Here is a 24,580-nt window from a genome sequence, read left to right as displayed (position 1 = left end):
ATATCTAATTAGTATTTGGTAGTTGTTGTCTGCATCGTTCTGAACAGCATACGCACTCGGTTTTTGTTTGGATTGGAAAATTGAAAAAGTTTTTTAAAAAAAGTATGAACGGTTCGGTTTCTTCCTTATATACAAAATGCGGAACTTTTTTTACAAGTTCATCGTTTGTGCATGTTACACTTAAAAAAAGAACCGTTTTGTAGCTAAACTGCAACTATTTAATACCAGGTACTAATATGCTATACTGTTCTTTAGACTGAACCAATGAAAGGTGATCAAGATGGTACAAAATCAAGCCGGAACGGACCAACCGACCCGTGAACGTCTGAAACGTAATCAACAGATCAAGAACGAAGCGCAACAGGAGCAGGAACCGAAACAACGTAAAAAGCTGCGTCAGTATTCTTCACGCCGCGTTCCCATCCTTGTTCGTTTATTGATCATTGTTCTTCTTATTGTCCTTGCGTTAGTGATCGGTGCCATGGTTGGGTATGCGACACTTGGTGGTGGCGAAGCGATGGATGTCCTCAAGCTCGACACATGGACCCGCATCACCGATTTTTGGACACAATCTTAAATTAACCAGTGATTGGAGCTGCGCTATATGTATACGATTGAACAAATCAAGGAAGTGATTCCGCACCGTTACCCGTTTTTACTCGTCGACCGGATTTTAGAAGTCGAAGAAGGAAAACGTGCTGTCGGCATTAAAAATGTCACGGCAAACGAAGAATTCTTCAATGGTCATTTCCCGGACTACAACGTCATGCCTGGTGTGTTGATCGTTGAGGCATTGGCGCAAGTAGGAGCCTTTGCTGTTCTCAAGATGGAACAAAACCAGGGCAAACTGGCCTTTTTTGCCGGCATCGAGAATTGTCGTTTTAAGCGTCAGGTCGTTCCCGGTGACCAGCTCCGATTGGAAGTCGAACTGACGAAACTGCGTGGACCGATTGGTAAAGGACGTGCCACAGCAACAGTCGATGGGGAAGTCGCCTGTACTGCTGAACTGACTTTCGCAATCAAGTGAATCCGTGATGAAGCGTGTGCTGATTCCTTTGGCAATCTCGCTGCTTGTCATTACCGGTTGTCAGCATGCTGACGAGGTGGAGACCGCTTCCCCGACGGTCATCATCGATCCTGTCACGCGTGCCGGACAAACGGAAAACATCTCGGCTCAGATTTCAGCGACGGACAATGATCGGATGCGTCTGACGATTCGGACGGCAAACGATATCCGGCTGGATGACCAGCAGGTCGATATCCGATTGGATGTTGCCAATCAGTCGATTCCGTTCCCATTCGTTTCGTTTACGGCGAAAAAAATGGGGGAAATCAGAACGTATACGTCGGATACGACGATTGAAAAAGAAGTCTTCGATGAAAACCGTCTGCCGGTTTTGATCATCGATGCCGGCGCCGGACGTGGAATCGAAATTCCGCTTGAAGTCGTCCGTTAATGGAAAGGAACCATACGATAACCACTTGTTCCCCGGTTATCGTATGGTTCTTTTTTTGTTTTCAGGAAACAGGAAGAGGGAAGAAACACAATATCGTCTACTAATTGACTAGTTTAAAAGGGGGAACCACATGATGCACGAAGTACACCAGGAAGCTCTAACGACGCTCGAAGCCTGTATCGTCGCCTGTAACACCTGTTTTGATGCCTGTCTGAACGAAGACCACGTCAACCATATGACAGCCTGTATCCGTCTCGACCGGGACTGCGCAGACATTTGCAGCCTGCTCAGTCAAGCAATCGTCCGAAACAGTCCGAACGTCGCGATACTGGCTACGGCCTGCCGGGAAATCTGCCTGGCCTGCGCCAAAGAATGTGCAAAACATGATCATGACCATTGTCAAAAGTGTGCTGCAGCCTGCGAATCTTGTGCCGAAGCCTGTCATTCTCTTGTATGAATCGAAGACGACTGTTCCTTTTTTGGCGCAGTCGTCTTTTTTCTTGAACAAATATTCAATATCAGGTGGTTTATTTTCCCTTTATTGTTTAAAATCTAGGTAACACATATTTTAGAATGGAGCGAAAACAAACATAATGCGAAAAATTGGAATGTACATAGTAGCGTGTCTGCTTGTCTTAGGTATCATCACACCAGCACAGGCGGAAACGGTTTCTTCATGGGATGTCACAGGAACGGGGACGAATCCGTATACGTTGACGTTCACGGGCGAAGGAATGGTCGATCTTGAGTCTGAAACGAAGATCGTCTTCGAAGACGGATTGACGGGACAAGCGATTGATATCGCCAAAAATCCGGTCGTCACCTTTACGGCGGAAACAGCACCTGTCGTGAAAGTCACGTCGACGGATCAAGCGAAGACGATTTTGATTCAATTCGGCCGCGAAGTCAAAGCGGAGCCGACACCGGAAGAACCTGTGACGGCAGAACCAACTCCGGAAGAGCAACCGACACCGGAAGAGCCGGTGAAAGAAGAACCAGTCGAAGAAGAACCGGCTACAGAAGAACCGGTCAAAGAAGAGCCAGTCAAGGAAGAGCCGAAGCCGGAAACGGAACCGGTCAAGGAAGAACCGGTCCAAGCAACGACGGCAATCATCAACGGAACGATCTGGTATGACGAAAATGAAGACGGGATTCGTCAGGAAAAAGAAACAGGAATCAGTGACGTCCCGGTTTATCTCTTAAATAAAAACTATGATGTCGTCGAAGAAGTCTACACGAAAGACGGTCTCTATACGTTCAAGGATATTAAGCCGGGAACGTATTACGTGGAAGTGTATGGCATGGATATCGGTTACTACTACACGTCTCCTCAACATGAAGGAACGGATCCGACGATCGATTCCGATCTTGACGAAGAAGATTTAGCGAAAGTGAAACTCAAAGCAGGCGACATCGTTCAGGTGGATGCCGGTCTCTATGGTCTCGATGACGAAGAAATGGACATGGCGAATCTGTTGATCGTGACGAACTTCCTTGACGCCAATGCCGATCAGATTCCCGGTTACTCGGAGCAGACGATTCCTGCGACGTATACGGTAACGGATGCCATCACAGGTAAAGACGTGTATACGGAAGAAGTTGGAAAAGACGATGCCTTGTCGATCGAGTTGACACCGGGGACGTATACGGTGAAGACGGAAGTCGCAGCCGGCTATACGGTCGAAGCGATGCACCATGTCTCGCTCGATGAGATGATGGATTCATTCGAACTGACGAAAGCAGGAGCAGAGGCTCTCGCTGTCGGCATGGCAGATGAAGACGAAGAAGAATTCCCGGGATACGATGAATTCCTAAAACTGTTCAAACGAAAAGCAACAACCGATTCGGTCACGTTGACGGACGAGACGATGGGGTATTTCCTGCTTGCTGAAATCAAGAAGGCGAAACCGGTCGTGGCACCAAAACCGGAACCAAAACCGCAACCGACGGAAACATCGGCTACACCGGCGCAAGCCCCCGTCACGGAAGTCCAAGCAGACAATCCGGAGACAGGCGGTATGTCCGGTGAACGACTCCCGCAAGCAGGGGAAGATCAACCGTTCCCATATGCTGCGACAGGAGCAGGACTGGCTGTTGTCGGACTCTGGTTATTATTACGACGCGCAGGATAAGTACAACCCTCTGGACCACACCGGTTCGGAGGGTTTTTGATGTGTGTATCGATTGACACACACGCACACACGTGTGTATAGTAAAGGTATCAAATGAATGGGAAAGAGGGATAACGATGTTAACGACAAAACAAATCAGTGAATTGTTACGCGTATCGGAAGAGACGGTCCGTCGTTGGATCCGTACGGGCGAGTTACATGCGGAACAGGACGGTAAAGGCTATTTGGTCGATGAACTGGCGCTCAAACGTCTCGTCGACGAGAAGTCACAGATTCCGGGCAACGCGATGAACAAAGTCCTGCCGATCATCAACGACCTGTTTGGTCCGGAAGCGGCGAAGTTTGCCAAATCGAACCTGTTTGATCCGCTCCGTCAGTCGATGGATCAGTCGGCACCACCACGTCCGGAAGCATCACCGGAGTCGGTCGCAGAAGAACTGAGCCAATTGAAACGTAAAAAACGTCGCCTCGAACTCGAACACGAACTGAAGTTGCTTGAAATCGAAGAGAAGATTGCCGTCCTCGAACAAAAGGCGTCACGTCTTTAATTGAAGTGCTGAACGATTCCGGTTAACTGACCGGGGTCGTTTTTTTGTGGACTGGATACTGCTTTGATAAGCAAACGAGTACGGCTTAAGGACGCGGCTGTGCGACAATGAAAACATAATGAACGAAGGGGTTGGAAAAATGTTCGAACGTGATGTGAAGAACCATTGGCAAGTGACGTATCAACAAAATGGTTATCCGCATGTGCAGCAAGGCTGGGTCCTGTCACCGGACCGGAAGGACGAGTTTGATCCGTTTATCCTGATGGCGGAAGACTGGTTCAAACGCGGAACGTTTTCCGATCATCCGCACCGCGGCTTTCAGACGATTACCTATGTCATCGACGGCCGGCTCGAACATATCGATAATCATGGCGGACACTCGATTTTAGATGCCGGGGACGTCCAGTACATGAATGCCGGCTGGGCGGCACGGCATGCCGAAGAAGCGGTCGATGACGATTTGATTCATACGTTGCAACTGTGGCTTAATCTGCCGAAACGTTTGAAAGAGACGACGACATCGTATCAAAACGTCCTGCTCGAACAAGCCCCGGTCGTGACCTTCGATGGCGGACACGTCCGGGTCTATTCCGGTGCGATTGCCGGCGTGACGGGACCGCTCGACAGCCTGGTGCCGATCACGATGAGTGAGATTTCGCTGGCTCCCGGAGCAACGTATTCGCATGTCTTACCGGCGAACCATAATGCCTTTTTATATGTCTTAGCAGGCGAACTGGAAGCCGGGACAAGCGGGACGTGCCTCTCGAAGACGATGGCCGCGACATTGACGTTTGATGAACAGGCGCAAGGGGACAGTGCACTCGCGTTGACGGCTGTCAGTCGGACGAAGGTGCTGATTTACTCCGGTCAACCGATCCGGGAAGAAACGATTGCCTACGGACCGTTCGTTATGAACACGGAAGAGGAGATCCGTCAGGCGTACCGCGACTACCATGACGGGAAATTCGGACCACCGGCTGTCTTGTGACGACAAAAAAACCAGTTCCGTTGAACGGACCGGTTTTGTGTGATTGATAGGCGGACACCGCTCGACCTCAAACTGAGGTAGAACCGGTCGTCCGTTTTTTCTTGCGGCGCCAAAACCAGTAACCGAGCCCGAGTGTAATCGGGATAGCGGCCAGGTAAGGATTCGCTTCTAGATAACTGATGATCTCAAACAGCGCGAACCATCCACTGAGTAAACCGAGGATGAGTAAGATCGTCCGAATCGCTTCGGGAAGCTTGCGGATACGATATGCGAAGAGACATACGAGGCAAAAGATGATAATCGCCACGAGCATTCCTCCCATTCCCGTATTCAGTATAGCGTATTCGAAAAGCTTTTTCGATGTTGAATGATGTGTTTTTTATCCGCATGATTTTCGAACAATCCCACTTCTTGACCTGTCATATAGGGTGAGTCCATCAAGGATTCATCCTATTTTTTGTGGAAAAGGAGAAGACGAATGAAAATCGATTACTTCAGCGTCATGCCGAGTGGTCCTAAAGGAGCACTGGAAACACATTGTCTGACGAACGGAAACTGGTATGAACGAATCAGTGAAGAATGGGAACGGGCGATTCATTATGGAGCAGGTCTAATCCGGATTAAAGACAAGGGCGCCGAATTACGGATTCCGATCGAATTCGGATTCGGTTACGTCTTGCAGTACTTACGGCAGTTCGCAGCAGCAGAACGACATACGATCGACCGGGCGAGACGGCATCTCCAGCAACAACTCGAATGGATCGGACGTGGTCTGCCGATTCAATTGCGCCGCTTGGACGACATGATTGAACTGACGGCGGATGCCGATCACCGGTTTCAGCGCGACTCGTTTTTGGAAGCGGTGGAACAAGCAAATCAGAGTCTATCCTGAGAGAGAAGCCGTCACGTCTAACACGTGATGGCTTTATTATATTTCAGAAAAATATTGACTTCAGTGAAATTCGATATAAATGTAAGCGTTTTCTTAAAAAGAGATAGTTAGATTTTTAATTTCCATATACAACCTGTAAATATATTTTACTAGTTACTACTATTCACCTATTTTTTACAAAAAACCTATTGTCGTTAGTTTCTGAGTTTTGTATATTTGAGCTGTAGCTGAGTGATTCACTTATCTGGAAGTGAGACTTGGTACAAACCTACAACATACGTAATGCCTTATATATAGGGCGTTCGACAACGTTTTTCTGTTCATCCCAAACTGGATACATAATGGATCACTGACGATCGTCTACTGTATAGGCGATGGATCGGCGTGTGAAACAGAACGTATTCCTCCGAAGAAGACAGGAACTTCGTTGATTGGATTAAAGTAAATATTTACAAATATTTTACTTTAAGTGTAGGTTATCTGGTTGGGATTGTCGCATTTAGTTTTGAAAGACAAGAGGAGGAATTGTAAACATGGCTTACACGAAAAAATCAAACAAATTGTACGCTGCTGCAGCTGCACTCGCAGTCACTGCATCTGTCGTCGCACCGGTTGCTGCTGACGCGGCTTCGAAGGTCTCTGTTAAATACATCGAACCAATTTTGATGAAACATGCAGGCGGTTCAAAGTACGCTGTTAAGAAATTGACGTTACCGACGAAAGTCAAAGTCAAGCTCACAAACGGCAAGTACGAAATGCGTTCAGTGAAGTGGAACGGTACCGTGAAATTCGAGAAAAAGTACATTAACAAGTTCCAAGTCTTGTACGGAACAGTTTCTGGTACTTCGAAAAAAGCAATCCTCAAAGTAGAACTTCAGAACTATCCGGTTGATGTCCTCGAACCAGTCCTCGAACCAGTCGCAGTCGGAGGAAAAGTTGTTCTTCCAAGCACAATCAGCATCCGCTACAAATCAGGCATCATCGTTAAACGCCCGATCAGCAAGTTCAACCTGAAAACACCGGACACATCAAAAGCCGGCAAATATAAACTTGCTTACTCATACAAAGGTGCGAACTCTGTCGTGACAGGTTCGATCAGCTATGAAGTCAAAGCAGCGAACATCATGAATGTCGTGGGAAGCGTCGATGATCAGACACTTTCTGTTAAAGCAGACGTCATGTACGCAGCGGCAGGCGCGATGGCAGAACTCTTGATCTACCCGGGTAAAGATATGTCAAAAGCACCAATCGTCGTCAAAGGATCACTTTCAAACGGGAAATTCATGGCTTCACAAGGCGGAATTCCTGAAGGCACACACAGCTATGTCGTGAAAATCGGCGATGTGAAATCAGCAGCAATGGACTTCACGGTAGCGAACACGATGTTGACATCAGCAAAAGCAATCGGCAACAAAAAAGTCGAAGTTTCGTTCTCACGCGCGGTTGACAGTGCGTCAGTCGAAAACTTCAAAATCGCAGGCGGAACAGTTACAGCTGTTACGCTCAGCCCGGACAAAAAATCAGCACTCCTCGATGTGTCAGGTCTTGAGTACGATAAAGACTACACAGTGGAAGCGAAAGGCATCATGATCGGCGGCGTCGCTCGTGACCTCGGTTCAATGAGCTTCATGACACAAGGCGTTGAAAACCTCTGGATGCTTGAAGTTTCACCGAAAGCATCGACAATCGTCGCAAACGGAGCTGACAACACAGAAGTGACGTTCTTACTCAAGGACAAAGCAACTGGTGAAGTCGACAAAAACGCAGATGATATCGTCTTGAAATTATCGACTTCATTCGGTGCCCTTGCAAAAGACCGCGTGACAATCCAAGACGGAAAAGCAACAGTCATCCTCACTTCAGAGTTCAGCAACACTGACCTCGAAGCGATGATCCGTGCAGAAATCATCGAAACGGCAGCAGGCGACTACAAAAACCTCATCGGTAAGATTTCTGGAGAGACGAAAGTCAAGTTCAGCACAATCGCGGTCACGCCAGCACCGATCGAGATGATCAACGTCCTTGCAGCTGAATCAAACCAGGCGGATCGCGTTACGGTCTTCCTTGATAAAGCTGTTTCACGTGAACTCTTACTCAAATCATTCGGACTCGATAAAGTCATGCAGGGTCTTCACGAAGAAGATTACCTCGCAAACGACAACATCCAAATCGAACAGTTTGATGGCATGAAGCGTGTCATCGGTATCAAAGCGATTCCTTCAAATCCAAAAGCGTTCGAATTGATCCTGGACAAAGAAACACCGCTCCAGGACAACGCAGTCGTCAAATTGACAGCGAAAATCACGAGCAGCACGGATACAGAAGTGAAATCAAAAGCAAGCTTCAAGTTGACGGATGCCCGTCCTGCTGAAGTGACATCTGTTAAAGCAGTCGGTCTGAACCAACTCGAAGTGAAATTCTCTGAAGCGGTTGATTCTGCGAAATTCAAAATCGACGGACAATACGGAGAGAAGTACTTTAAAGTCATCCATTACGGATTTGATAACAAAACAGGTGTCGACCGTCGCGATACAGTCCGCATCATGTTGAATGATGATTATCCGGGCGTCAAAGAAGGATACTTCGCAGCAGGGAAACACTCGCTTCAAGTCTGGGATACGATGGACTTCGCAGCACTTTCGGATGAAAGCAACATCGGAACGACACAAAACCTCGACTTCACGGTTGCGGCAGATACAGTCAAACCGACAGCCGGCGTCGTCGTTGAGTCACCTGAACAATTCCGCTTAATGTTCAGCAAAGGCCTCAAAAATGCGGATATTCTGGCATTGCTTGATAATGAATTGAAGTTTGAGCGTTACAACTCGAACACGAAAAAATACGAAGACTTCAGCGAGTATGTCAACGTCACGTCTTACAACAAAGAAACGGGCGAAGCTGTCCTCGAATTGATGAAAGACTGGACGGAAATCTACGATACAGTCAACACGAAAGAGAACTACTACAACGATAAGTTCCGCATCACGCTCGAAAAAGGTGCCATCCAGGCCGAAGCGAACGGTGAGAAGAACGACGCGTTAGTACTTGACCTCAGCTATGAAGGATCGCCGCTCAACACGCCGGACCTGAAGAGTGCTGAGATCAACACGATCGACCGCGTACCAATGACAAACGACTTCGTTGTCATGATGAGCGAGCCGGTGAAAATCCGTGACCTCGATGAGTACAACACGCCACTCATCAATGCGGACGGTGTGGTTTACCCACCGAAAACGACGGTTGAATTCATCGGTAAGAACAAAGATGGAAAAATCGTTACAATCGACGGATCTGTCGTCAAGTACACGGATACAACGGACAAAAACTTCCAAGTCAAAGCAAACGAAAGTCTGCAACGCCTCGTCGACATGGAAGGATACGGCGAAGAGTGGAAAGTCGTCGTCAAATCATTGTCTGATGATGTCGGTAACACGGTTGCAACAGCGACACATGACTTCAAACTCATGAAAACGCCTGTTAAACCAGTTCTGACACCGTTCGAAATCGTTAAAGTCTCAGCGAACGAGAAAAACGAAAAAGACGTCATCCGTGTCAAGTTCACAGAGGGTGTTCAATACTCTGGTATGTACGATGCGACAAGCACAGCGAACTATGTCCTGAACGGAAAAGCACTTCCGGTCGGAACAAGCATCTCGCTTGCTGACTCAGATGACAATGTCTCGAACGGACTCGATATCGTTAAGATCAAAGTCCCAGCTGGTACACTCAAAACGTTGTCGAACGTCATCGTCGTCAACAAAGATCTTCAGTCATACGACAACTCTGTCTTGACTGGCGGTTACGAGAAAGCCGTTCTTCTCGGATTAAACTAATCTTCTTGAACACCTTTTGTCCAGCAATGGATGAAAGGTGTTTTTTCGTCTGTTTTCTTGTATAGAAATAAACGAATGGAAATAAACGAATCAGGTAAATGATTTTAAATATCCCACATTATTCCAAAAATATCGGGTATATAGGAGTAAGGACCTAAGACAATTGAAGGAGTGAAGGAATGAAAAAAATCATCGCAGGAAGTCTCGCCGCGAGTTTATTCATCGGACTCAGCGTAAACGGGGAAGCCGTCGATCAACAAAAAACTGCTGGTACAACACAAAAAACCGTCAGTGCAAAACAAATCAATCAAGCGAAAGCTGTACCGACGTTCCAGGGCAGTTATGTCGGAACACCGATGAAAGGACGATTTGATGAAGATGGTTTTGCTATCTGGTATATGGATGCGAAAGACTTTGTGAAGGACGGGACGCATCTTGAATTTGATCTCGATTGGGATGTCTATGGCACGATGTTTACGAGTAAAGCAGACATTGATGCCGGACGTGTCTATAATCGTTATTTCCAGCGTAATGACGAAACGATGTATTTTCCGCTCAGCTGGAGCGGCCGGCAGTACTTGATTTTAGAAGGATACCCGGGCGATACATATTCCGTCCCGTTCAGTGTCTCGCGCTACGAACCGATTGACGCGACCAGCAGTTCTTCCGTTCAAGCACAGGCAAGTACGGTAACATCCCTCATCGTCCAAACAAAAGCGGGTATGGTACGCGGCAGCAGTCTTGGTGCCGAGTCTGTCGAATCTTTTGCTCCGGAATTGCGTTTAGAAAAATTGACGTATCGTTCAGCGGCGGAAGCAAAAGCAGCGAAACAAAAACTCGAGCAGTCGAGCGCGACGGCCTATGTCGAATACGATACGCCGGTTCAAGCTTTCGGAACGGACGCCTTCAAGCACCATCAATGGTCACTCCTCAACACCGGTCAGAAAAAAGGACTCAAAGGAGCGGATATCGCTCTGGCAGCGATGCAAAAACGGATCGCGAAGAAAAAGCAGTCGACGACGCTCGTTGCGGTCATCGATTCCGGTGTCAATCCGAGTTATGCGGATTTCGCCGGGAAAGTCCGGATGGATCTCGGTTACGATTTCGTCAACCGTTCAAAAACCGCATGGGATGATTACGGTCACGGCTCGCATGTCGCCGGCATCATTGCAGCGGGTACGGACAACACGTACGGGATGACAGGGATTAATGCGAAAGCTTCGATTATTCCAATCAAGGTGCTCGATGAGAACGGTGCCGGTTATACGTCGGACCTGGTCAGTGGCATCAATCATGCGGTGAAAAAAGGTGCTAAAGTCATCAACCTCAGTCTTGGTGGCGATACGTCATCCAAGTCGGTCGAGTCGGCATTAGCCTATGCGAAAAGTAAAAATGTACTGATCGTCGCCGCCTCTGGTAATGCTAGTAAAAAAGCCTTGTCATACCCGGCACGTTCGAAATATGTGCTTTCCGTTGGTGCGACAGGACGGACAGATAAACGGGCGTCGTTCTCGAATTACGGAACGGGACTTGATCTCGTTGCACCTGGTGTCTCGATTCCAAGTTATCTCGCAGACGGAGAACTGGCCTTTGCGAGCGGGACTTCGATGGCAGCGCCGCATGTCGCGGCTGTCGCCAGTGTCTTGTACAGTCTAAAGCCGACAATCAAGGCCGCAGACGTTGAAAGCATCCTCAAGAAATCAGCGAAGGACCTCGGTTCAAAAGGGTATGATACGACCTATGGTTCCGGTCGTCTGAACGCTGATCGTGCGACGAGCTACATTAAATGAAGCAAAAGGTGGATTCAGTTGACGCTGAGTGCACCTTTTTTTTGTGAAGTAACTTGAAAACATGAAAAAAATCTGCTTGAAACGTAAAAATTAGGTGTTTAGCGTAAAATTTTCCATTATACTGGTTTTATAGGTCAAAAGGTGGATGAAGGAGTGAGGAAATGAAAAAGTGGATTGCAGGATTAACAGTAGCAGGTCTCCTTGGGACGATGATCCCGACTCAAATAGAAGCAGCAGGCACCGGCGCCAAAAAATTACCGACGCTGGACGCGAAAACAAAGAAAGCCTACATCAAAGGTAAGTTTGACAGTAAAGGAAAAGCGTTGTTCTACTTTGACACGAAAACCTACCTGACAGGCGGAACCCATCTGAAATTTGCTGCCGACGAGACGGAAGCCGTCACCGTTTATGAGTCACAATCCGATTACAAACGACAACTGGTTTACGGACGATATGATCAAGTCACGAATCAGTCGCTCGTCTTCCCGCTCAGTTGGAGTGGTCGTCAGTACATAGAAATCGAAGGAAAGAAAAACACAGCGTTTGTCGTGCCGTTTAAGCTTGAGCGGTTGCAGCCGCTTCGGGAATCGATTGGTCAATCGGGTACGGTCGCGAAGTCGAGCAGTCTCGTCGTCAAGATAACAGGCACGAGCAGTCAGAAACAACAACTGTCCGAGAAAACGTCAGCCGTCAAGCATGAAACAATTGATGCCGGCCTCGGCCTCGTCAAGTTCACGTACCAGACGGTCATGCAGGCATTGGCGGCGAAACAGCAACTCGCAAAATCGAGTAGTGTTGCGTATGTCGAGCTCGACAGCTCCATGCATGGACTCGGTGGGGACGTCTTTAAATCGTATCAGTGGTCACTAAACAATACAGGGCAACGCGGTGGCGTCAAAGGCGCCGATATCAACTTCGATGCGATGAAGAAACGGATCGCCGTTAAAAAACAATCGACGGTGCTCGTCGCGGTCATCGATACCGGGATCAATCCGACGTACGCGGACTTTGCCGGACGTGTCCGGATGGACCTCGGTTACGATTTCGTCAACCGCCGTCAACTCGCGATTGATGATCATGGGCACGGCTCGCATGTCGCCGGTATCATTGCGGCGAACAGTAACAATACGTACGGTATGTCCGGCATCAATGCCAAGGCTTCGATCATTCCGATCAAAGTGCTGGGGGAAGACAACTACGGGTTGAACTCGGATATTGCGAAAGGCATTTTACATGCCGTCAAACAAAAAGCCAAAGTCATCAATATCAGCATCGGCGGTGGTTTCTCATCCCGGGCAATTGAAGACGCTCTCGCATATGCGAAGCGAAAAGGGGTTCTCGTCATTGTCGCTTCCGGTAACGAAGGACAAAGTAAATTGTCGTATCCGGCCCGGTCCCAGTATGCGTTTTCGGTCGGATCGACGAATCGGTTCGATAAACGGTCGTCCTTCTCGAACTATGGCAAGGGACTGGATTTAGTCGCTCCGGGACAAGACATCCCGAGTTATCTCAGTGACGGCGAATCCGCTTTTTGGAGCGGGACTTCGATGGCAGCCCCTCACGTCGTCGGTGTTGCGAGTCTCCTCTACAGTCTGAAGCCGACAATCAAAGCGTCGGAAGTGGAAGCAATCCTTAAGAAGTCGGCACAGGATCTTGGCGCAAAAGGATACGACCCGTCGTACGGATACGGGCGACTCGATGCCGATCGGGCAGTTCGATTACTGAAATGAAGAGAGTAGGCACATCATGAAGTGTTTAAAACAATTGGTGCTGGTCCTTGTCATCGGTGTCCTGTGCTTGAGCGGGACACTCGACGGACAAGCTGCATCGAAGGAAGAGCAACGCGTATTAAAAGAATACCGGTTGTTTAAGTTCGGTCTGACCGTGACGCAAATCGCCAAAATCATGTACGGTGCATCATACAAACAGCATTTAAAACAGACGAATGGAGCGACGGTCTTTAAGAAAAAAGCAGATTGGGCTAAGAATGAACAAGGTCATCGGTCACGGCAATATTCGTTTTATGACCAATCAAAGACGTTACCCCAAGTGACGACGCTTAAATTTTACACAAAGAAGAACAAAACAACATACTACCTCACGGAAAAGACGCTGCAGTTTGTAGCAGATACGACTACTGGTTTACGTGAAAGTACTCGGATGCTCCGACATGTGACACATATTGAGGGAGAAGAAACGGAAGCAGAGCTCGATCAGCTTTTGTCCGGAAAAGGATTGGGCATGGTAGCGCTGCGTTGGTCTTGGAATTATCGTGCTGTTCAAACCAAACAGCAACAAAAAGAGCATGACTACCGGGGACAAGCTAAAATGTATGTCTTTAAAAGTTCGAATCCAAAGAAACAAATCAGTATGACGATGGGATTTGACGACCGAAGCAAGCAGTATAAGTTAGATAACTTTTCTATCTTCCCGATTGAAATGAAGTGAAAAGGAGCAGTCTTTCATGTTAAAGGGAATGTTGAAATACGCTGTCCTGGTGTCGCTCATGACATCAACTCTAGTAATCAATCCTGTCGAGGCGGCGACCAAACAGGAAAAACAAGTTACGACCGCCTTCACGAAATATAAGACAGGAATGACCATTACCGAGTTTGCAAAGCAACGATATGGTAAGACTTATAAAAATCAGTTGACGAAAAAGAACGGACGGACAGTTCTGAAGGAAAAGTCACCGAAGCAAGATACATCTGAGCAGATGGATTTCCTCTATTACATGATTTACGACAAGAAAACAGGTGATTCGAAAAACTATATGACGTTCTTCTTTACGGTCAAACCGAAGGAAAAGGTATACCGCTTAGCTTTAAAGTCACTTGATTTCCGTGGGGAAAATCCGATGGGTGTCCGGCAAAGCGACAAGCAACTGAAAAGAGGAAAACAAATTAAGAATGGTATGGCGGAACAGCAACTCGATAAAGTGTTGATAGGAGAGGGACTTGGCGACTGGATGACCTGGTCAGTAGCCGATTTCAGTCATACGCTGTCCAAGCGGGACATGGAAAGAATGGGATTGGGTCAAGGGAAAGGACGAGGGAAAGTCTATCTTTTCCGGACCAATCATCCGAACGAGCGGTTGCGAATTGAGATGGCCTTTGATTTAGATAAAAAAAACTATCGCGTCAGTGGCGCTGAGACCTTCTCGAGTGATCAAGAACTTGACTAAACCTTAAATTAAAACAGAAAAGAGTGAACACACATGACAACAACATTTGGTAAACTCACAATCGCGGCATTGATCGCCGGATCAACACTGATCGCAGGCACAGCAGAAGCGGCAACGAAACAAGAAACAAAGGTAACGACACAATTCAAGACATTAAAGAATGGGATGACGATTGAACAGGCAGCAAAAGTTCTTTACGGAAAAGACTATAAAAAACAATTAACGAAAAAGAACGGAATGACCGTCCTGAAACAAAAAGCAGAGGCGACAAGCACGACGCAAGGTCAAAAGACGACGATTTATAGTTTTTATGACAAAAAGGAAATCGTACCTTCTGATATTACGACGCTGATGTTCATGACAAAGAAAAACAGTTCGGTTTATCGTCTGACATCGAAGTCGCTTGATCTGTTCCGTGACTCTTCGACAGGCGCGCGTGAAAGTAAGATGAAACTTGCAAAAGGCGCGAAAATTAAAACGGGAATGACTGAAAAACAATTGGATGGTGTATTGTCAGGAAAAGGACTAGGGGAATGGACAGGACTGGATTCAATTGATATGACATCTGTCCAAACGAAGCAGGAAATCGATTTAGGACTTGCGATTAAATCAGAGTTTAAAACATATGTCTTCCCGACTTCGACAAAACAGAAAAAATTTGTCATGCTCGAATACAATACAAAAAAGAAAACGTACACCGTCTCAAGTCAAATGTCATATTAATCTGGACGAAAGAGTCTGCCAACCGGTAGACTCTTTTTTTCATCTTTTCCCGTTTTTGACAATTCGTCCGTAATTTTCAGTATACTCGACTGTAAGATCGTTTTTGTTTGACCGATAATAACGAGAACTGATGAAGTTACATAACGAATACGTGAGAATGAATAGGAAGGAAAGTGAAAACGTGGAACGTGTCAAAAAAAGAAAGAAAGTCAAAAAGCGGTGGACGCCGTTAAAGGTTATGCTGTTAATCGCTCTAGTACTGGTCGTCGGAATCGGAGGGTTTATCGGCTACACGTATTATCAGGTTGATCAAACCGTCAAAAAGATTCAGTCGCCGGTCAAAAATACGGGTGACGAAGTCGTCGAAAAACAAAAACCGGTGTCAGTCTTGTTACTTGGAGTCGATCAACGTCCGGGCGAGCGGGGACGGAGTGACTCGATTATGATCATGACACTCAACCCGACACAAAACGAAAGTCGTCTGATCAGCATCCCACGCGATACGAAAGTCGACATCGTCGGTAAGGGGACAAATGATAAAATCAACCATGCTTATTCGTTCGGCGGACCGGAGATGGCAATCAAAACCGTTGAGAAGTTCCTCGATATTCCAATCAACTACTATGCGGAAATCAACATGGAAGGTTTCACTTCACTCGTTGATGCCGTTGGTGGAGTGACCGTCAACAATGACCTAGATTTTAAAGTCGGTGAGAAGCAGTTCACGGTCGGAAAAATCAATTTAAACGGGGACGAAGCTTTGAAGTACACACGGATGCGTTATGAAGATCCACGTGGAGATTTTGGTCGTCAAATGCGCCAACGCCAAGTCATTGAACAAGTCGTCGCCAAATTATCATCGGACGTTTCTGTCAGTAAATTCAATGCAATCATGGATGTCGTCGGTAAAAACGCTCAAACGAATGTATCGTTCAAACCGATGCGGACGCTTGCCTTTGATTATATGGATGCGTTTAAAAACCAAAAGAATTTAAAGCTTGAAGGAACAGGTGGAAAAGAAGCGGATGGCATTTATTACTGGCATCCGACTGATGATTCACTGGCCCAAACGAAAACCGCATTACGTTACTCGCTTGGTCTGGAGTAAACAAAAGGGACAATCCATTTTTCGGATTGTCCCTTTTGTTGTTATAGATTTTGTTCAGCCAAACGCACTCGGCTGGTACTTGTTTCTGTTTGTTCAAACCGTTGCAGACGGTAAGAATTACTTGTGACAAGACCAGTCGTCTCCGTTTCCAGTTGAAGCGGCGCAAGGGTAGCCAGTTCAGCATTTGTGATCGCTGTTTCCGACCAGTCAATCGCGATGACTTTATCGTTTTGGAGTGTAAAGAAATGATTACCGTAGAACAGGTACGTGTTTACTTCATCAGAAAACGTCCGTTCCGGTGGACCATAAGCACTATTTAAATCTTCGGCAGATTTGCCGATAAGGTCAATGAGCGTCTCAGTAACGAAGCTTGTATCGAGATTATCACCGACCCATGTTAATAACGATTCGTCGGCAATTGCATCTTCTTTCAGTGATTTTGTCGTATCCACCGTTTTGATGTATCCGGTCAATTCGTCCGTCAATTCGATTTTGCTGACGGTATCCGTTGTTTCAAGAATCCGGTATCCATCACCAAAGTCGGCTTCGTAAAGAGTATCGGTTAGACCGGAGTCACTGTAAATGTTCGTGTTACGGGTTTTGACGTAAAGAACGTCAGGTTCTGCTTTTGCAGCGGGTGTTTCTTCCTCAGTTTTTTCCTCGGATTTTTCAACCGTCACCGGTTGTTCGACGGATGATTTCGGTTTTGTGTCGGGAGACGCGATGTAATTCGAATAGACATATGTCCCGCCGGCGCCGAGGAAGAAACAAAGAAGCAGTAAGGCAATCCATCCCCATGGAATTTTTCGTTTGGAGCGCGGTTCGGGTCTTGTTTTGATTTTCTTTCTGCGTGATGCTTCTAGTTCACGGTGCGTCCGCGATAGGGCTGGAGCAATTTCGGTGTCCTCTTTAGGTTCGACAGGACCATCTTCCTCAAGAATCGGACGAGCCACGAGTGTTCCGTAAAAATCAGCTAACGCTTCATGATGTTTGCCGGCTAAAAAAGCTGACCATTCGTCGGCGGTTACTGTATCCTGCTTGAACGGAACAAGTGGTGTCTGGCCTGTCAAACGAATCATTGTATCCGTTAACGATTCTGTCGAAGCAAGGCTTAAACGAATCCGTTCATGAAGGCGACGGATGTCTTCTTCCGAGTGCGATGTATAGTATTGAAGGGCTTTTAGAGAGCGATGCATGAAGATCTTCCTCCTATGTTGATATCCGGAAATTCATGTAAAAAGAAACATGTCATTCTTTATTATACGCAACAAATTTCAAAAAACGTATGTTATTTCCTGAAATTTAATCAACCATTTCCCAATTTTTTGTTATACTGAGTTCTAGTTGATAAAAAAATACACCGTATTAGACAAATAAAGGAGAATAATCAAACCATGAATGAAACGATCAGCTTACAAGAATTATTTTCAATTTTGAGAAAATCGCTTTGGCGGATTCTCGCACTGACCATCGTCGCAGCCGTCATCTCATTTGCCGTCAGTACCTTTTTGATCAAACCGACGTATCAAGCCGGTACGCAAATTTTGGTCACACCGAAAAAACAGGAAAACGATGTGATTGATGCTTCGCAAGTCCAATCGTCCGTCACACTTGTAAATACATACCGTGTCATTATCAAGAGTCCCGCTATCTTAGAAAAAGTTCAAGCAGAAGTCGAAAACGCACCTGACAATATCGGTGCTTTGAACAATATGATTACTGTCGAGAGTGAACAAAATTCACAGGTTATCAACGTCTCTGTCCAAAATACGGATGCTGCCCTTGCATCAAACGTTGCAAACTCCGTTGCGAAAGTCTTTAGTGAAGACATCACGGACCTGATGAACGTCGATAACGTCAAAGTATTATCTGTTTCAGGCATTCCGACTGCTCCGGTCAGCCCAAATATCATCTTGAATACAGCAATCGCCGCAGTGGTTGGCTTCTTATTAGGTGTAGGACTTGCTTTCTTACGTGAAGTACTCGATCGTCGAATTCGCACAGAGGAACAAGTGCAACAAATTCTTGACTTGCCTGTTTTAGGAAGTATCCCGGATATTGACAGCAAAGTCTTCAAGTCATCAGCGAAAGCAACAAAGAGAGAGGCGGCAAAACAATATGGCTAAGAAAAATAAGATGAATAAAGATGCCCGTAATCTGATTACGGTCACTCAACCGAAGTCGCCAATTGCAGAGCAATACCGGACAATCCGGACAAATATCGAATTCATGGCAGTGGATAAAGAGATTCAAGTCATGCTTGTGACATCAGCGACACAAAGTGAAGGGAAGTCGACGACTTCTTCGAATCTCGCGGTCGCATATGCCCAACAAGGAAAAAAGGTCCTGATCATCGATACCGATATGCGTCGTCCGACGGTTCATTATACGTTCCGGGTCGCCAATGGTCTGGGATTATCCAGTTTGCTGACACGACAAGCCGAGCTTGAAAAAGCCATTCTTCCGACAAAAGTCGAAAATTTATCGATCTTGACGGCAGGACCAATCCCGCCGAACCCGGCTGAATTATTATCGTCTAAGGCGATGGAAAACCTCATTTTGAAATTACGGGAAGAATATCATGTCATCATCCTGGATGCACCGCCATTACTTCAAGTGGCCGACAGCCGGATCACGTCTAAATTGACAGATGGTGTCGTCCTTGTCGTCAGCTGTATGACGTCAGATCGTCAACGTGTTTTGAAGGCCAAAGAACAACTCGAACTGGCCGAAGCGAAGATCCTCGGTGTTGTCTTGAACCGTCGTGAACTGACGGATGATTCAGCGTATCAATACTATTATTCCTATGAATAAGGGGTGCCATCATGGTTGATCTTCATTGTCATCTTTTACCGCTGGTCGATGACGGTCCGGCGAGTGTCGAGCAAATGTTAAAGCTGGCGGAGCAGGCAGCAAGTGAAGGGGTCACACGAATCATTGCGACACCGCACCTGTTTCATCCGCAGTTCGAGACGGAAGACGTCGATGTGAAACTGAGCGTCGATGAACTAAATGTCCTGTTTCATCAGAGAAATATTCCAATCACCGTATATCCGGGGCATGAGATTCGTTTGACGGGTGATTTGATTGAAGAAGTTCAAAAGGGTATGGCGTTGCCACTTGCGGATTCACGTTATTTACTGATTGAATTTCCTTCGACCGGAATCCCGTCCTATGCGCGACAAGTGTTTGCCGAATTAATTTCTGACGGTTACGTTCCCGTCATCGCTCATCCGGAAAAAAACAAAGCGATCATTCAAAATCCAACGTTACTGTTTGACTTGATTTCAAATGGGGCGATCAGCCAGGTGACCTGTGCCAGTCTGATCGGGAAGTACGGCAAAGACGTCCAACGGTTTGCCGTTGCCTTACTCGAAAACGGACTGGCCCATCTCGTGGCGTCCGACGCCCACCATACTGAAAAACGCCCGTTCTATTGGGAACAATGCCGAAAACATTTGGAGCATGAATTAGAAGACTGGTTGTACGAAGAAATTTATGAGAACAATGAAGCAGTTCTTCTAAATCAACTCGTGACGATTAATCCTCCAAATCCAGTCGAAAAGAACTGGAAGGGTCAGTGGGTATAAAGGGTTTAATGTGAAGAAAATGTAAAGAGAGTGAATTCTGACTCTCTTTTTTCTATGTTAACGCTTACAATATCGACAATTGGAAAACTTTATGGAATAAACAGCAATGGATGTGTTATCTTAATTTACATAAAGAATGCCAAATTGATTATATTATGGGAATCTGAAATTAGAACTGGGAGTTGATTTCATGAATCGTGTAAAAAAGGCGGTTATTCCAGCTGCTGGACTTGGTACACGTTTTTTACCGGCAACCAAAGCGATGCCGAAGGAAATGTTGCCGATCGTCGATAAGCCGACGATTCAATATATCATTGAAGAAGCGATTGAATCGGGGATTGAAGATATTTTAATTATTACCGGTAAAGGGAAACGCGCGATTGAGGATCATTTTGATTCCGTGCCGGAACTGGAAGCGAACTTGATTGCGAAAAATAAATCGGAGTTGCTCCATCTCGTCGAAGCGACAACAAACATTAATATCCATTTCATTCGTCAATCAAAGCCAAAAGGTCTTGGAGACGCAATTCTGCAAGCGAAAGCGTTTATTGGAAACGAACCGTTTGTTGTCATGCTGGGTGACGATATTGTTCAAGCAGAGGTACCATGTACACGCCAATTAATCGAGCAGTATGAGATTACGAACAGTTCAATCATCGGTGTACAACCGGTTGCGGATAAAGATACGCATCGTTACGGGATTGTCGATCCGAGCACAAGCATCTCAGAGAATTTACATAAGGTGAAATCATTCGTTGAAAAACCGGCTCCGGGAACAGCACCATCGAATTTAGCAATTTTAGGCCGCTATTTATTGACACCGGAAATTTTTAAATACTTAGAAACACAAAAAGTCGGATCGGGCGGTGAAATTCAATTGACCGATGCGATTACGCGACTCAATGAAATGCAACGGGTCTTTGCCTACGAATTCGACGGAAAGCGTTATGATGTCGGGGAAAAACTGGGTTTCATTCAAACGACACTCGAATTTGCGTTGAAGCGAGATGATCTTGGAGACGATGTAGCCAAGATGATGGAAGAATTACTGGCAGAACGAGCAAAAGCATCTTCACTTGTCTAAGTACTTTTCACCAATCATAAATAGAAAGGAGACTGCTTTTTGAAATTCTACTATTATTACCGAACCCTGACGTTAGCTTGTATTGATGCCGTAGCTTTAGGGCTTGCGATGGGATTTACTTATTTTTTCTTATATCCTAAAGAATTGTTTGAACTCATTGATAGTCAGTTGTTATTGCAATCAGCTGCTGTCTTTGCTTTGTTGTTCGTCACATTGGCTTTCTTAATGAAGCTGTACCGTGTCAACTGGAAGTATGCAAGTATTCAGGAGGCACTGACTTTATCGTTGTCACTTGGTGCAAGTTCGATTGGCTTAATGGTCTATCAGAATTTGGTGTTTGGACAAGTGCTCGAACGGATCACAATTCTTAGTTTTTGTATTTCTTTATTATTGCTCGGTGCGATTCGTGTCGCGTTGCGCTTACTTGGAATTGGTCAACATTGGCGCAAATATGCATTACCTCGCCGGATGGTCAAGTCACGTAAACGCACGCTTGTAATTGGAGCTGGTCGAGCCGGACGTTCGTTAGTCCGACAATTGTACGCGTCACCGTTTCATGAGTTAAAGCCTGTTGCTTTTTTGGACGATGATCCTAAAAATATGCATTTCATGATTCAAGGGATTGAAGTTGTTGGAACAACAAAAAATTTAAAATCTGTCATTGAAAAACACCAGATTGAAGCGATTGTCCTTGCAATTCCATCATTAACACAACAACGACGGATTGAACTAATCACGGAAGCGAAAACGCTTTGTAAAAACGTTCAAACGTTGCCAATGATTGAGGAGTTGATTACAGGTAAGGTTTCTGTCAGTGCGATTCGTGATGTTTCCATTGAGGATTTGCTGGGTCGTGAGCCGGTCGAACTCGATATTTCAGGAATTAAATCAGAAATTGAAGGACGAACAGTTCTTGTGACCGGAGCGGGTGGATCGATTGGATCAGAAATTTGCCGACAAGTCATTCAATTTAATCCAACAACGATTTTACTACTTGGTCATGGAGAAAACAGTATTTACCTGATTGAACGAGAACTACGTGGACTTCAGTTTCCGATTAACTTAGTCCCCATCATTGCCGACGTTCAAGATCGAACGCGACTGGAAGAAGTGTTTGCGACACATAAGCCACAGGTTGTTTTCCACGCAGCGGCGCATAAGCATGTCCCATTAATGGAAGCAAATCCGTACGAATCGGTCAAAAACAATGTATACGGAACAAAAAATGTTGCCGAAGTAGCTGACTTATTCCGAGCAGAGCGCTTTGTCATGATTTCAACCGATAAGGCCGTGAATCCAACGAACGTCATGGGCTCAACAAAACGGATTGCCGAAATGGTTGTCCAAGAACTGGGGCGTCGTAGTAAAACGAAATTTGCTGTCGTTCGTTTCGGGAATGTACTGGGTAGTCGTGGTTCAGTTATTCCACTGTTTAAATCACAAATTTTAGCAGGTGGACCGGTGACGGTCACTCATCCAGAGATGACGCGCTTCTTCATGACGATTCCGGAAGCAAGCCGTTTAGTCATTCAAGCCGGTATCTTGGCGGATGGTGGAGAAGTGTTTGTCCTTGATATGGGTGAACCGGTCAAAATTGTGGATCTTGCAAAAAATATGATTGAACTGAGTGGGTTTACAGAAGACGAAATGCCGATTGTGTTCTCAGGGATTCGTCCAGGTGAGAAGATGTATGAAGAACTTTTGAAAGACGGCGAAGTGGACCCGGAAGCAATCTATCCAAAAATCTTCGTTGGTCGCACGCGACAAAAAGAACCAGTCATGAATATTTTAAATTTAGTTGATCGACATAAGAATGCACCACTGCAATTAAGAAATGTTTTACTCGATATTGCAAATGATGTGGTTGTACGCGAAGAAAATTTAGTTTGATAAACCGTATATAAAAAGGAGGAATGAAATTTGAATTACTTAAAAATCAAACGTCCCCTGGGGTTTTCGATTGCCCTTGTTGCTTGTTTCGTTTTAATTCCTGTTTTTATCCTGATCATGGCTGCAATTAAGATCGAATCACGAGGTCCAGTGTTTTTTAAGCAAAAACGAGTTGGTCTAAATAAAAATCATTTTAACATTCTAAAATTCCGAACGATGTATATTGAAACACCAAATGATACTCCAACTCATTTGTTGGCAGATCCAGATGTATACATTACACGTGTTGGTAAGGTTTTACGTAAAACAAGTCTCGATGAATTACCACAACTCTTTAACATTTTAAAAGGTGAGATGGCATTTGTCGGACCACGTCCGGCTTTATGGAATCAATACGATTTAATCGATGAACGTGATAAATACCAAGCGAATGATACATTACCCGGTTTAACAGGTTGGGCACAAATCAATGGTCGTGATGAATTGCCGATTGAAATTAAAGCCAAGCTTGATGGAGAGTATGTAAAACGAATGGGAATCCTGATGGATACACGGTGTTTCGTCGCAACAATTTTTAGTGTTCTAAAAAGCGATGGAGTAGTTGAAGGTGGTACCGGGAAAATTGCAGTAAAAGAAGCAGCTAGTGCGAAGGAGTAGTAGTCAATGAAAAGAGTATTGATTACAGGAGAAAACAGTTATGTTGGCAAAAGTCTTTTTGAATTTTTGAAACTTACTTCAGAAAAATATTCTGTAGATTTTGTTTCATTAAGAGACAACAAATGGAAAGCTAAAGTTTTTTCGAAGTATGATGTAATAATACATTTAGCCGCAATTGTTCATCAAAATGAAAAAGATAGATCTTATGAAGAATATATCAATATAAATTGCGACTTGACAAAAGAGCTTGCTGAAAAATCTAAAAAAGATGGAGTAGAACAATTTATCTTTTTTAGCACAATGAATGTATTTGGAGTATCCAAAGGTAATATCGATAAAAATACACCTTTAAAACCTAAATCTTATTACGGAAAATCAAAATTAAAAGCTGAAAAAGAGCTATTAAAATTGCAAAATAATAAATTTAAAATAGTAATAATTAGGCCGCCCATGATTTATGGTGAAAACTGTGTTGGTAACTTTGATAATTTATTAAAATTATCAAAAATAACTCCTTTTTTTCCGCATGTCATAAATTATAGAAGTATGATTTATATTGATAATTTAATTTTGTTTACAAAAAAGATTATTGATAATCAAGAAGAAGGAATATTTCACCCGCAAAATAATGAGTATGTTACCACAACATTTTTAGTGGGGAAAATTTCTAAATATACTGGTAAACGTATAATCTTTATAAAAGG

24 protein-coding genes are annotated in these 24,580 nt (G+C 45.2%); 22 read left to right on the top strand and 2 right to left on the bottom strand.

What is annotated here, in order from left to right:
* The first annotated feature begins 280 nt into the window (after window positions 1-280).
* The 7 genes from DVG79_RS15635 (at window position 281) to DVG79_RS15605 (ending at window position 5,125) form a co-directional block, all read left to right on the top strand.
* Complete coding sequence (locus tag DVG79_RS15635; protein ID WP_114597502.1) at window positions 281-577, top strand: DNA-directed RNA polymerase subunit beta; 297 nt, start codon at window positions 281-283, stop codon at window positions 575-577.
* A 27-nt stretch (window positions 578-604) separates the two neighbouring features.
* The gene (gene fabZ, locus DVG79_RS15630; RefSeq protein WP_012371522.1) at window positions 605-1,027 is read left to right on the top strand and encodes a 3-hydroxyacyl-ACP dehydratase FabZ; all 423 of its coding nucleotides are present in this window, start codon (window positions 605-607) and stop codon (window positions 1,025-1,027) included.
* 7 nt (window positions 1,028-1,034) lie between these two features.
* A complete protein-coding gene (locus tag DVG79_RS15625) occupies window positions 1,035-1,457 on the top strand; it encodes a hypothetical protein (protein ID WP_114597501.1) in 423 nt (140 codons plus the stop codon).
* A 130-nt stretch (window positions 1,458-1,587) separates the two neighbouring features.
* Window positions 1,588-1,914, top strand: coding sequence for a four-helix bundle copper-binding protein (locus DVG79_RS15620; RefSeq protein WP_114597500.1), 327 nt, complete (start codon window positions 1,588-1,590; stop codon window positions 1,912-1,914).
* A gap of 136 nt (window positions 1,915-2,050) precedes the next feature.
* Window positions 2,051-3,589, top strand: coding sequence for an SdrD B-like domain-containing protein (locus DVG79_RS15615; protein ID WP_114597499.1), 1,539 nt, complete (start codon window positions 2,051-2,053; stop codon window positions 3,587-3,589).
* A 116-nt stretch (window positions 3,590-3,705) separates the two neighbouring features.
* The gene (locus DVG79_RS15610) at window positions 3,706-4,137 is read left to right on the top strand and encodes a helix-turn-helix domain-containing protein (RefSeq protein WP_012371518.1); all 432 of its coding nucleotides are present in this window, start codon (window positions 3,706-3,708) and stop codon (window positions 4,135-4,137) included.
* A 139-nt stretch (window positions 4,138-4,276) separates the two neighbouring features.
* Window positions 4,277-5,125, top strand: coding sequence for a pirin family protein (locus DVG79_RS15605; protein ID WP_114597498.1), 849 nt, complete (start codon window positions 4,277-4,279; stop codon window positions 5,123-5,125).
* 67 nt (window positions 5,126-5,192) lie between these two features.
* Here DVG79_RS15605 and DVG79_RS15600 read toward each other — a convergent pair whose 3' ends face one another.
* Window positions 5,193-5,438, bottom strand: a complete 246-nt coding sequence (locus DVG79_RS15600; RefSeq protein ID WP_233494625.1) for a hypothetical protein — start codon at window positions 5,436-5,438, stop codon at window positions 5,193-5,195.
* A 165-nt stretch (window positions 5,439-5,603) separates the two neighbouring features.
* Between DVG79_RS15600 and DVG79_RS15595 the strand changes: the two genes are divergently transcribed.
* The 8 genes from DVG79_RS15595 to DVG79_RS15560 all read left to right on the top strand — a co-directional run bounded on the left by DVG79_RS15595 (window position 5,604) and on the right by DVG79_RS15560 (window position 16,655).
* Window positions 5,604-6,017, top strand: a complete 414-nt coding sequence (locus tag DVG79_RS15595; RefSeq protein ID WP_114597496.1) for a hypothetical protein — start codon at window positions 5,604-5,606, stop codon at window positions 6,015-6,017.
* Between the two features lie 533 nt (window positions 6,018-6,550).
* A complete protein-coding gene (locus DVG79_RS15590) occupies window positions 6,551-9,850 on the top strand; it encodes a hypothetical protein (RefSeq protein WP_114597495.1) in 3,300 nt (1,099 codons plus the stop codon).
* A 179-nt stretch (window positions 9,851-10,029) separates the two neighbouring features.
* Entirely contained in the window at window positions 10,030-11,640 is a 1,611-nt protein-coding gene (locus DVG79_RS15585) for a S8 family peptidase (protein WP_233494624.1), read from the top strand.
* Window positions 11,641-11,801: 161 nt separating this feature from the next.
* Window positions 11,802-13,370, top strand: coding sequence for a S8 family peptidase (locus DVG79_RS15580; protein WP_114597494.1), 1,569 nt, complete (start codon window positions 11,802-11,804; stop codon window positions 13,368-13,370).
* A 16-nt stretch (window positions 13,371-13,386) separates the two neighbouring features.
* The gene (locus DVG79_RS15575; protein WP_114597493.1) at window positions 13,387-14,088 is read left to right on the top strand and encodes a hypothetical protein; all 702 of its coding nucleotides are present in this window, start codon (window positions 13,387-13,389) and stop codon (window positions 14,086-14,088) included.
* 16 nt (window positions 14,089-14,104) lie between these two features.
* Complete coding sequence (locus tag DVG79_RS15570) at window positions 14,105-14,824, top strand: hypothetical protein (protein ID WP_114597492.1); 720 nt, start codon at window positions 14,105-14,107, stop codon at window positions 14,822-14,824.
* A 33-nt stretch (window positions 14,825-14,857) separates the two neighbouring features.
* Window positions 14,858-15,547 (top strand): hypothetical protein, encoded by a 690-nt coding sequence (locus DVG79_RS15565; RefSeq protein WP_114597491.1) that lies wholly within the window; start codon window positions 14,858-14,860, stop codon window positions 15,545-15,547.
* Window positions 15,548-15,728: 181 nt separating this feature from the next.
* Window positions 15,729-16,655 carry an LCP family glycopolymer transferase gene (locus DVG79_RS15560; protein WP_114597490.1) on the top strand — a complete coding sequence of 309 codons (927 nt, stop codon included), beginning with the start codon at window positions 15,729-15,731 and terminating at the stop codon, window positions 16,653-16,655.
* A gap of 41 nt (window positions 16,656-16,696) precedes the next feature.
* On the opposite strand, the gene DVG79_RS15555 is transcribed toward DVG79_RS15560, so the two are convergent.
* On the bottom strand, window positions 16,697-17,851 hold the full coding sequence (locus tag DVG79_RS15555) for a hypothetical protein (protein WP_114597489.1): 1,155 nt from the start codon (window positions 17,849-17,851) through the stop codon (window positions 16,697-16,699).
* A gap of 198 nt (window positions 17,852-18,049) precedes the next feature.
* Here DVG79_RS15555 and DVG79_RS15550 point away from each other — a divergent pair, with 198 nt between their 5' ends.
* The 7 genes from DVG79_RS15550 to DVG79_RS15520 all read left to right on the top strand — a co-directional run.
* Complete coding sequence (locus tag DVG79_RS15550) at window positions 18,050-18,781, top strand: YveK family protein (RefSeq protein WP_114597488.1); 732 nt, start codon at window positions 18,050-18,052, stop codon at window positions 18,779-18,781.
* Window positions 18,774-19,469, top strand: a complete 696-nt coding sequence (locus DVG79_RS15545; RefSeq protein WP_026830246.1) for a CpsD/CapB family tyrosine-protein kinase — start codon at window positions 18,774-18,776, stop codon at window positions 19,467-19,469. The genes DVG79_RS15550 and DVG79_RS15545 overlap by 8 nt, the downstream gene beginning before the upstream one ends.
* Window positions 19,470-19,480: 11 nt before the next feature.
* Window positions 19,481-20,245, top strand: coding sequence for a tyrosine-protein phosphatase (locus DVG79_RS15540; RefSeq protein ID WP_114597487.1), 765 nt, complete (start codon window positions 19,481-19,483; stop codon window positions 20,243-20,245).
* A 190-nt stretch (window positions 20,246-20,435) separates the two neighbouring features.
* Window positions 20,436-21,329 (top strand): UTP--glucose-1-phosphate uridylyltransferase GalU, encoded by an 894-nt coding sequence (galU, locus tag DVG79_RS15535; protein WP_114597486.1) that lies wholly within the window; start codon window positions 20,436-20,438, stop codon window positions 21,327-21,329.
* A gap of 39 nt (window positions 21,330-21,368) precedes the next feature.
* On the top strand, window positions 21,369-23,219 hold the full coding sequence (locus tag DVG79_RS15530; protein WP_114597485.1) for a nucleoside-diphosphate sugar epimerase/dehydratase: 1,851 nt from the start codon (window positions 21,369-21,371) through the stop codon (window positions 23,217-23,219).
* 30 nt (window positions 23,220-23,249) lie between these two features.
* Window positions 23,250-23,876: a sugar transferase gene (locus DVG79_RS15525; protein WP_114597484.1), complete on the top strand. Its 627-nt coding sequence runs from the start codon at window positions 23,250-23,252 to the stop codon at window positions 23,874-23,876.
* A 6-nt stretch (window positions 23,877-23,882) separates the two neighbouring features.
* On the top strand, window positions 23,883-24,580 hold a 698-nt coding region (locus DVG79_RS15520; RefSeq protein ID WP_114597483.1), incomplete at its 3' end, for an NAD-dependent epimerase/dehydratase family protein.

This window comes from Exiguobacterium sp. RIT594 (genome assembly GCF_003339585.1).
Taxonomy (GTDB): domain Bacteria; phylum Bacillota; class Bacilli; order Exiguobacteriales; family Exiguobacteriaceae; genus Exiguobacterium_A.
This window is presented reverse-complemented; position numbering and strand designations above follow the sequence as displayed.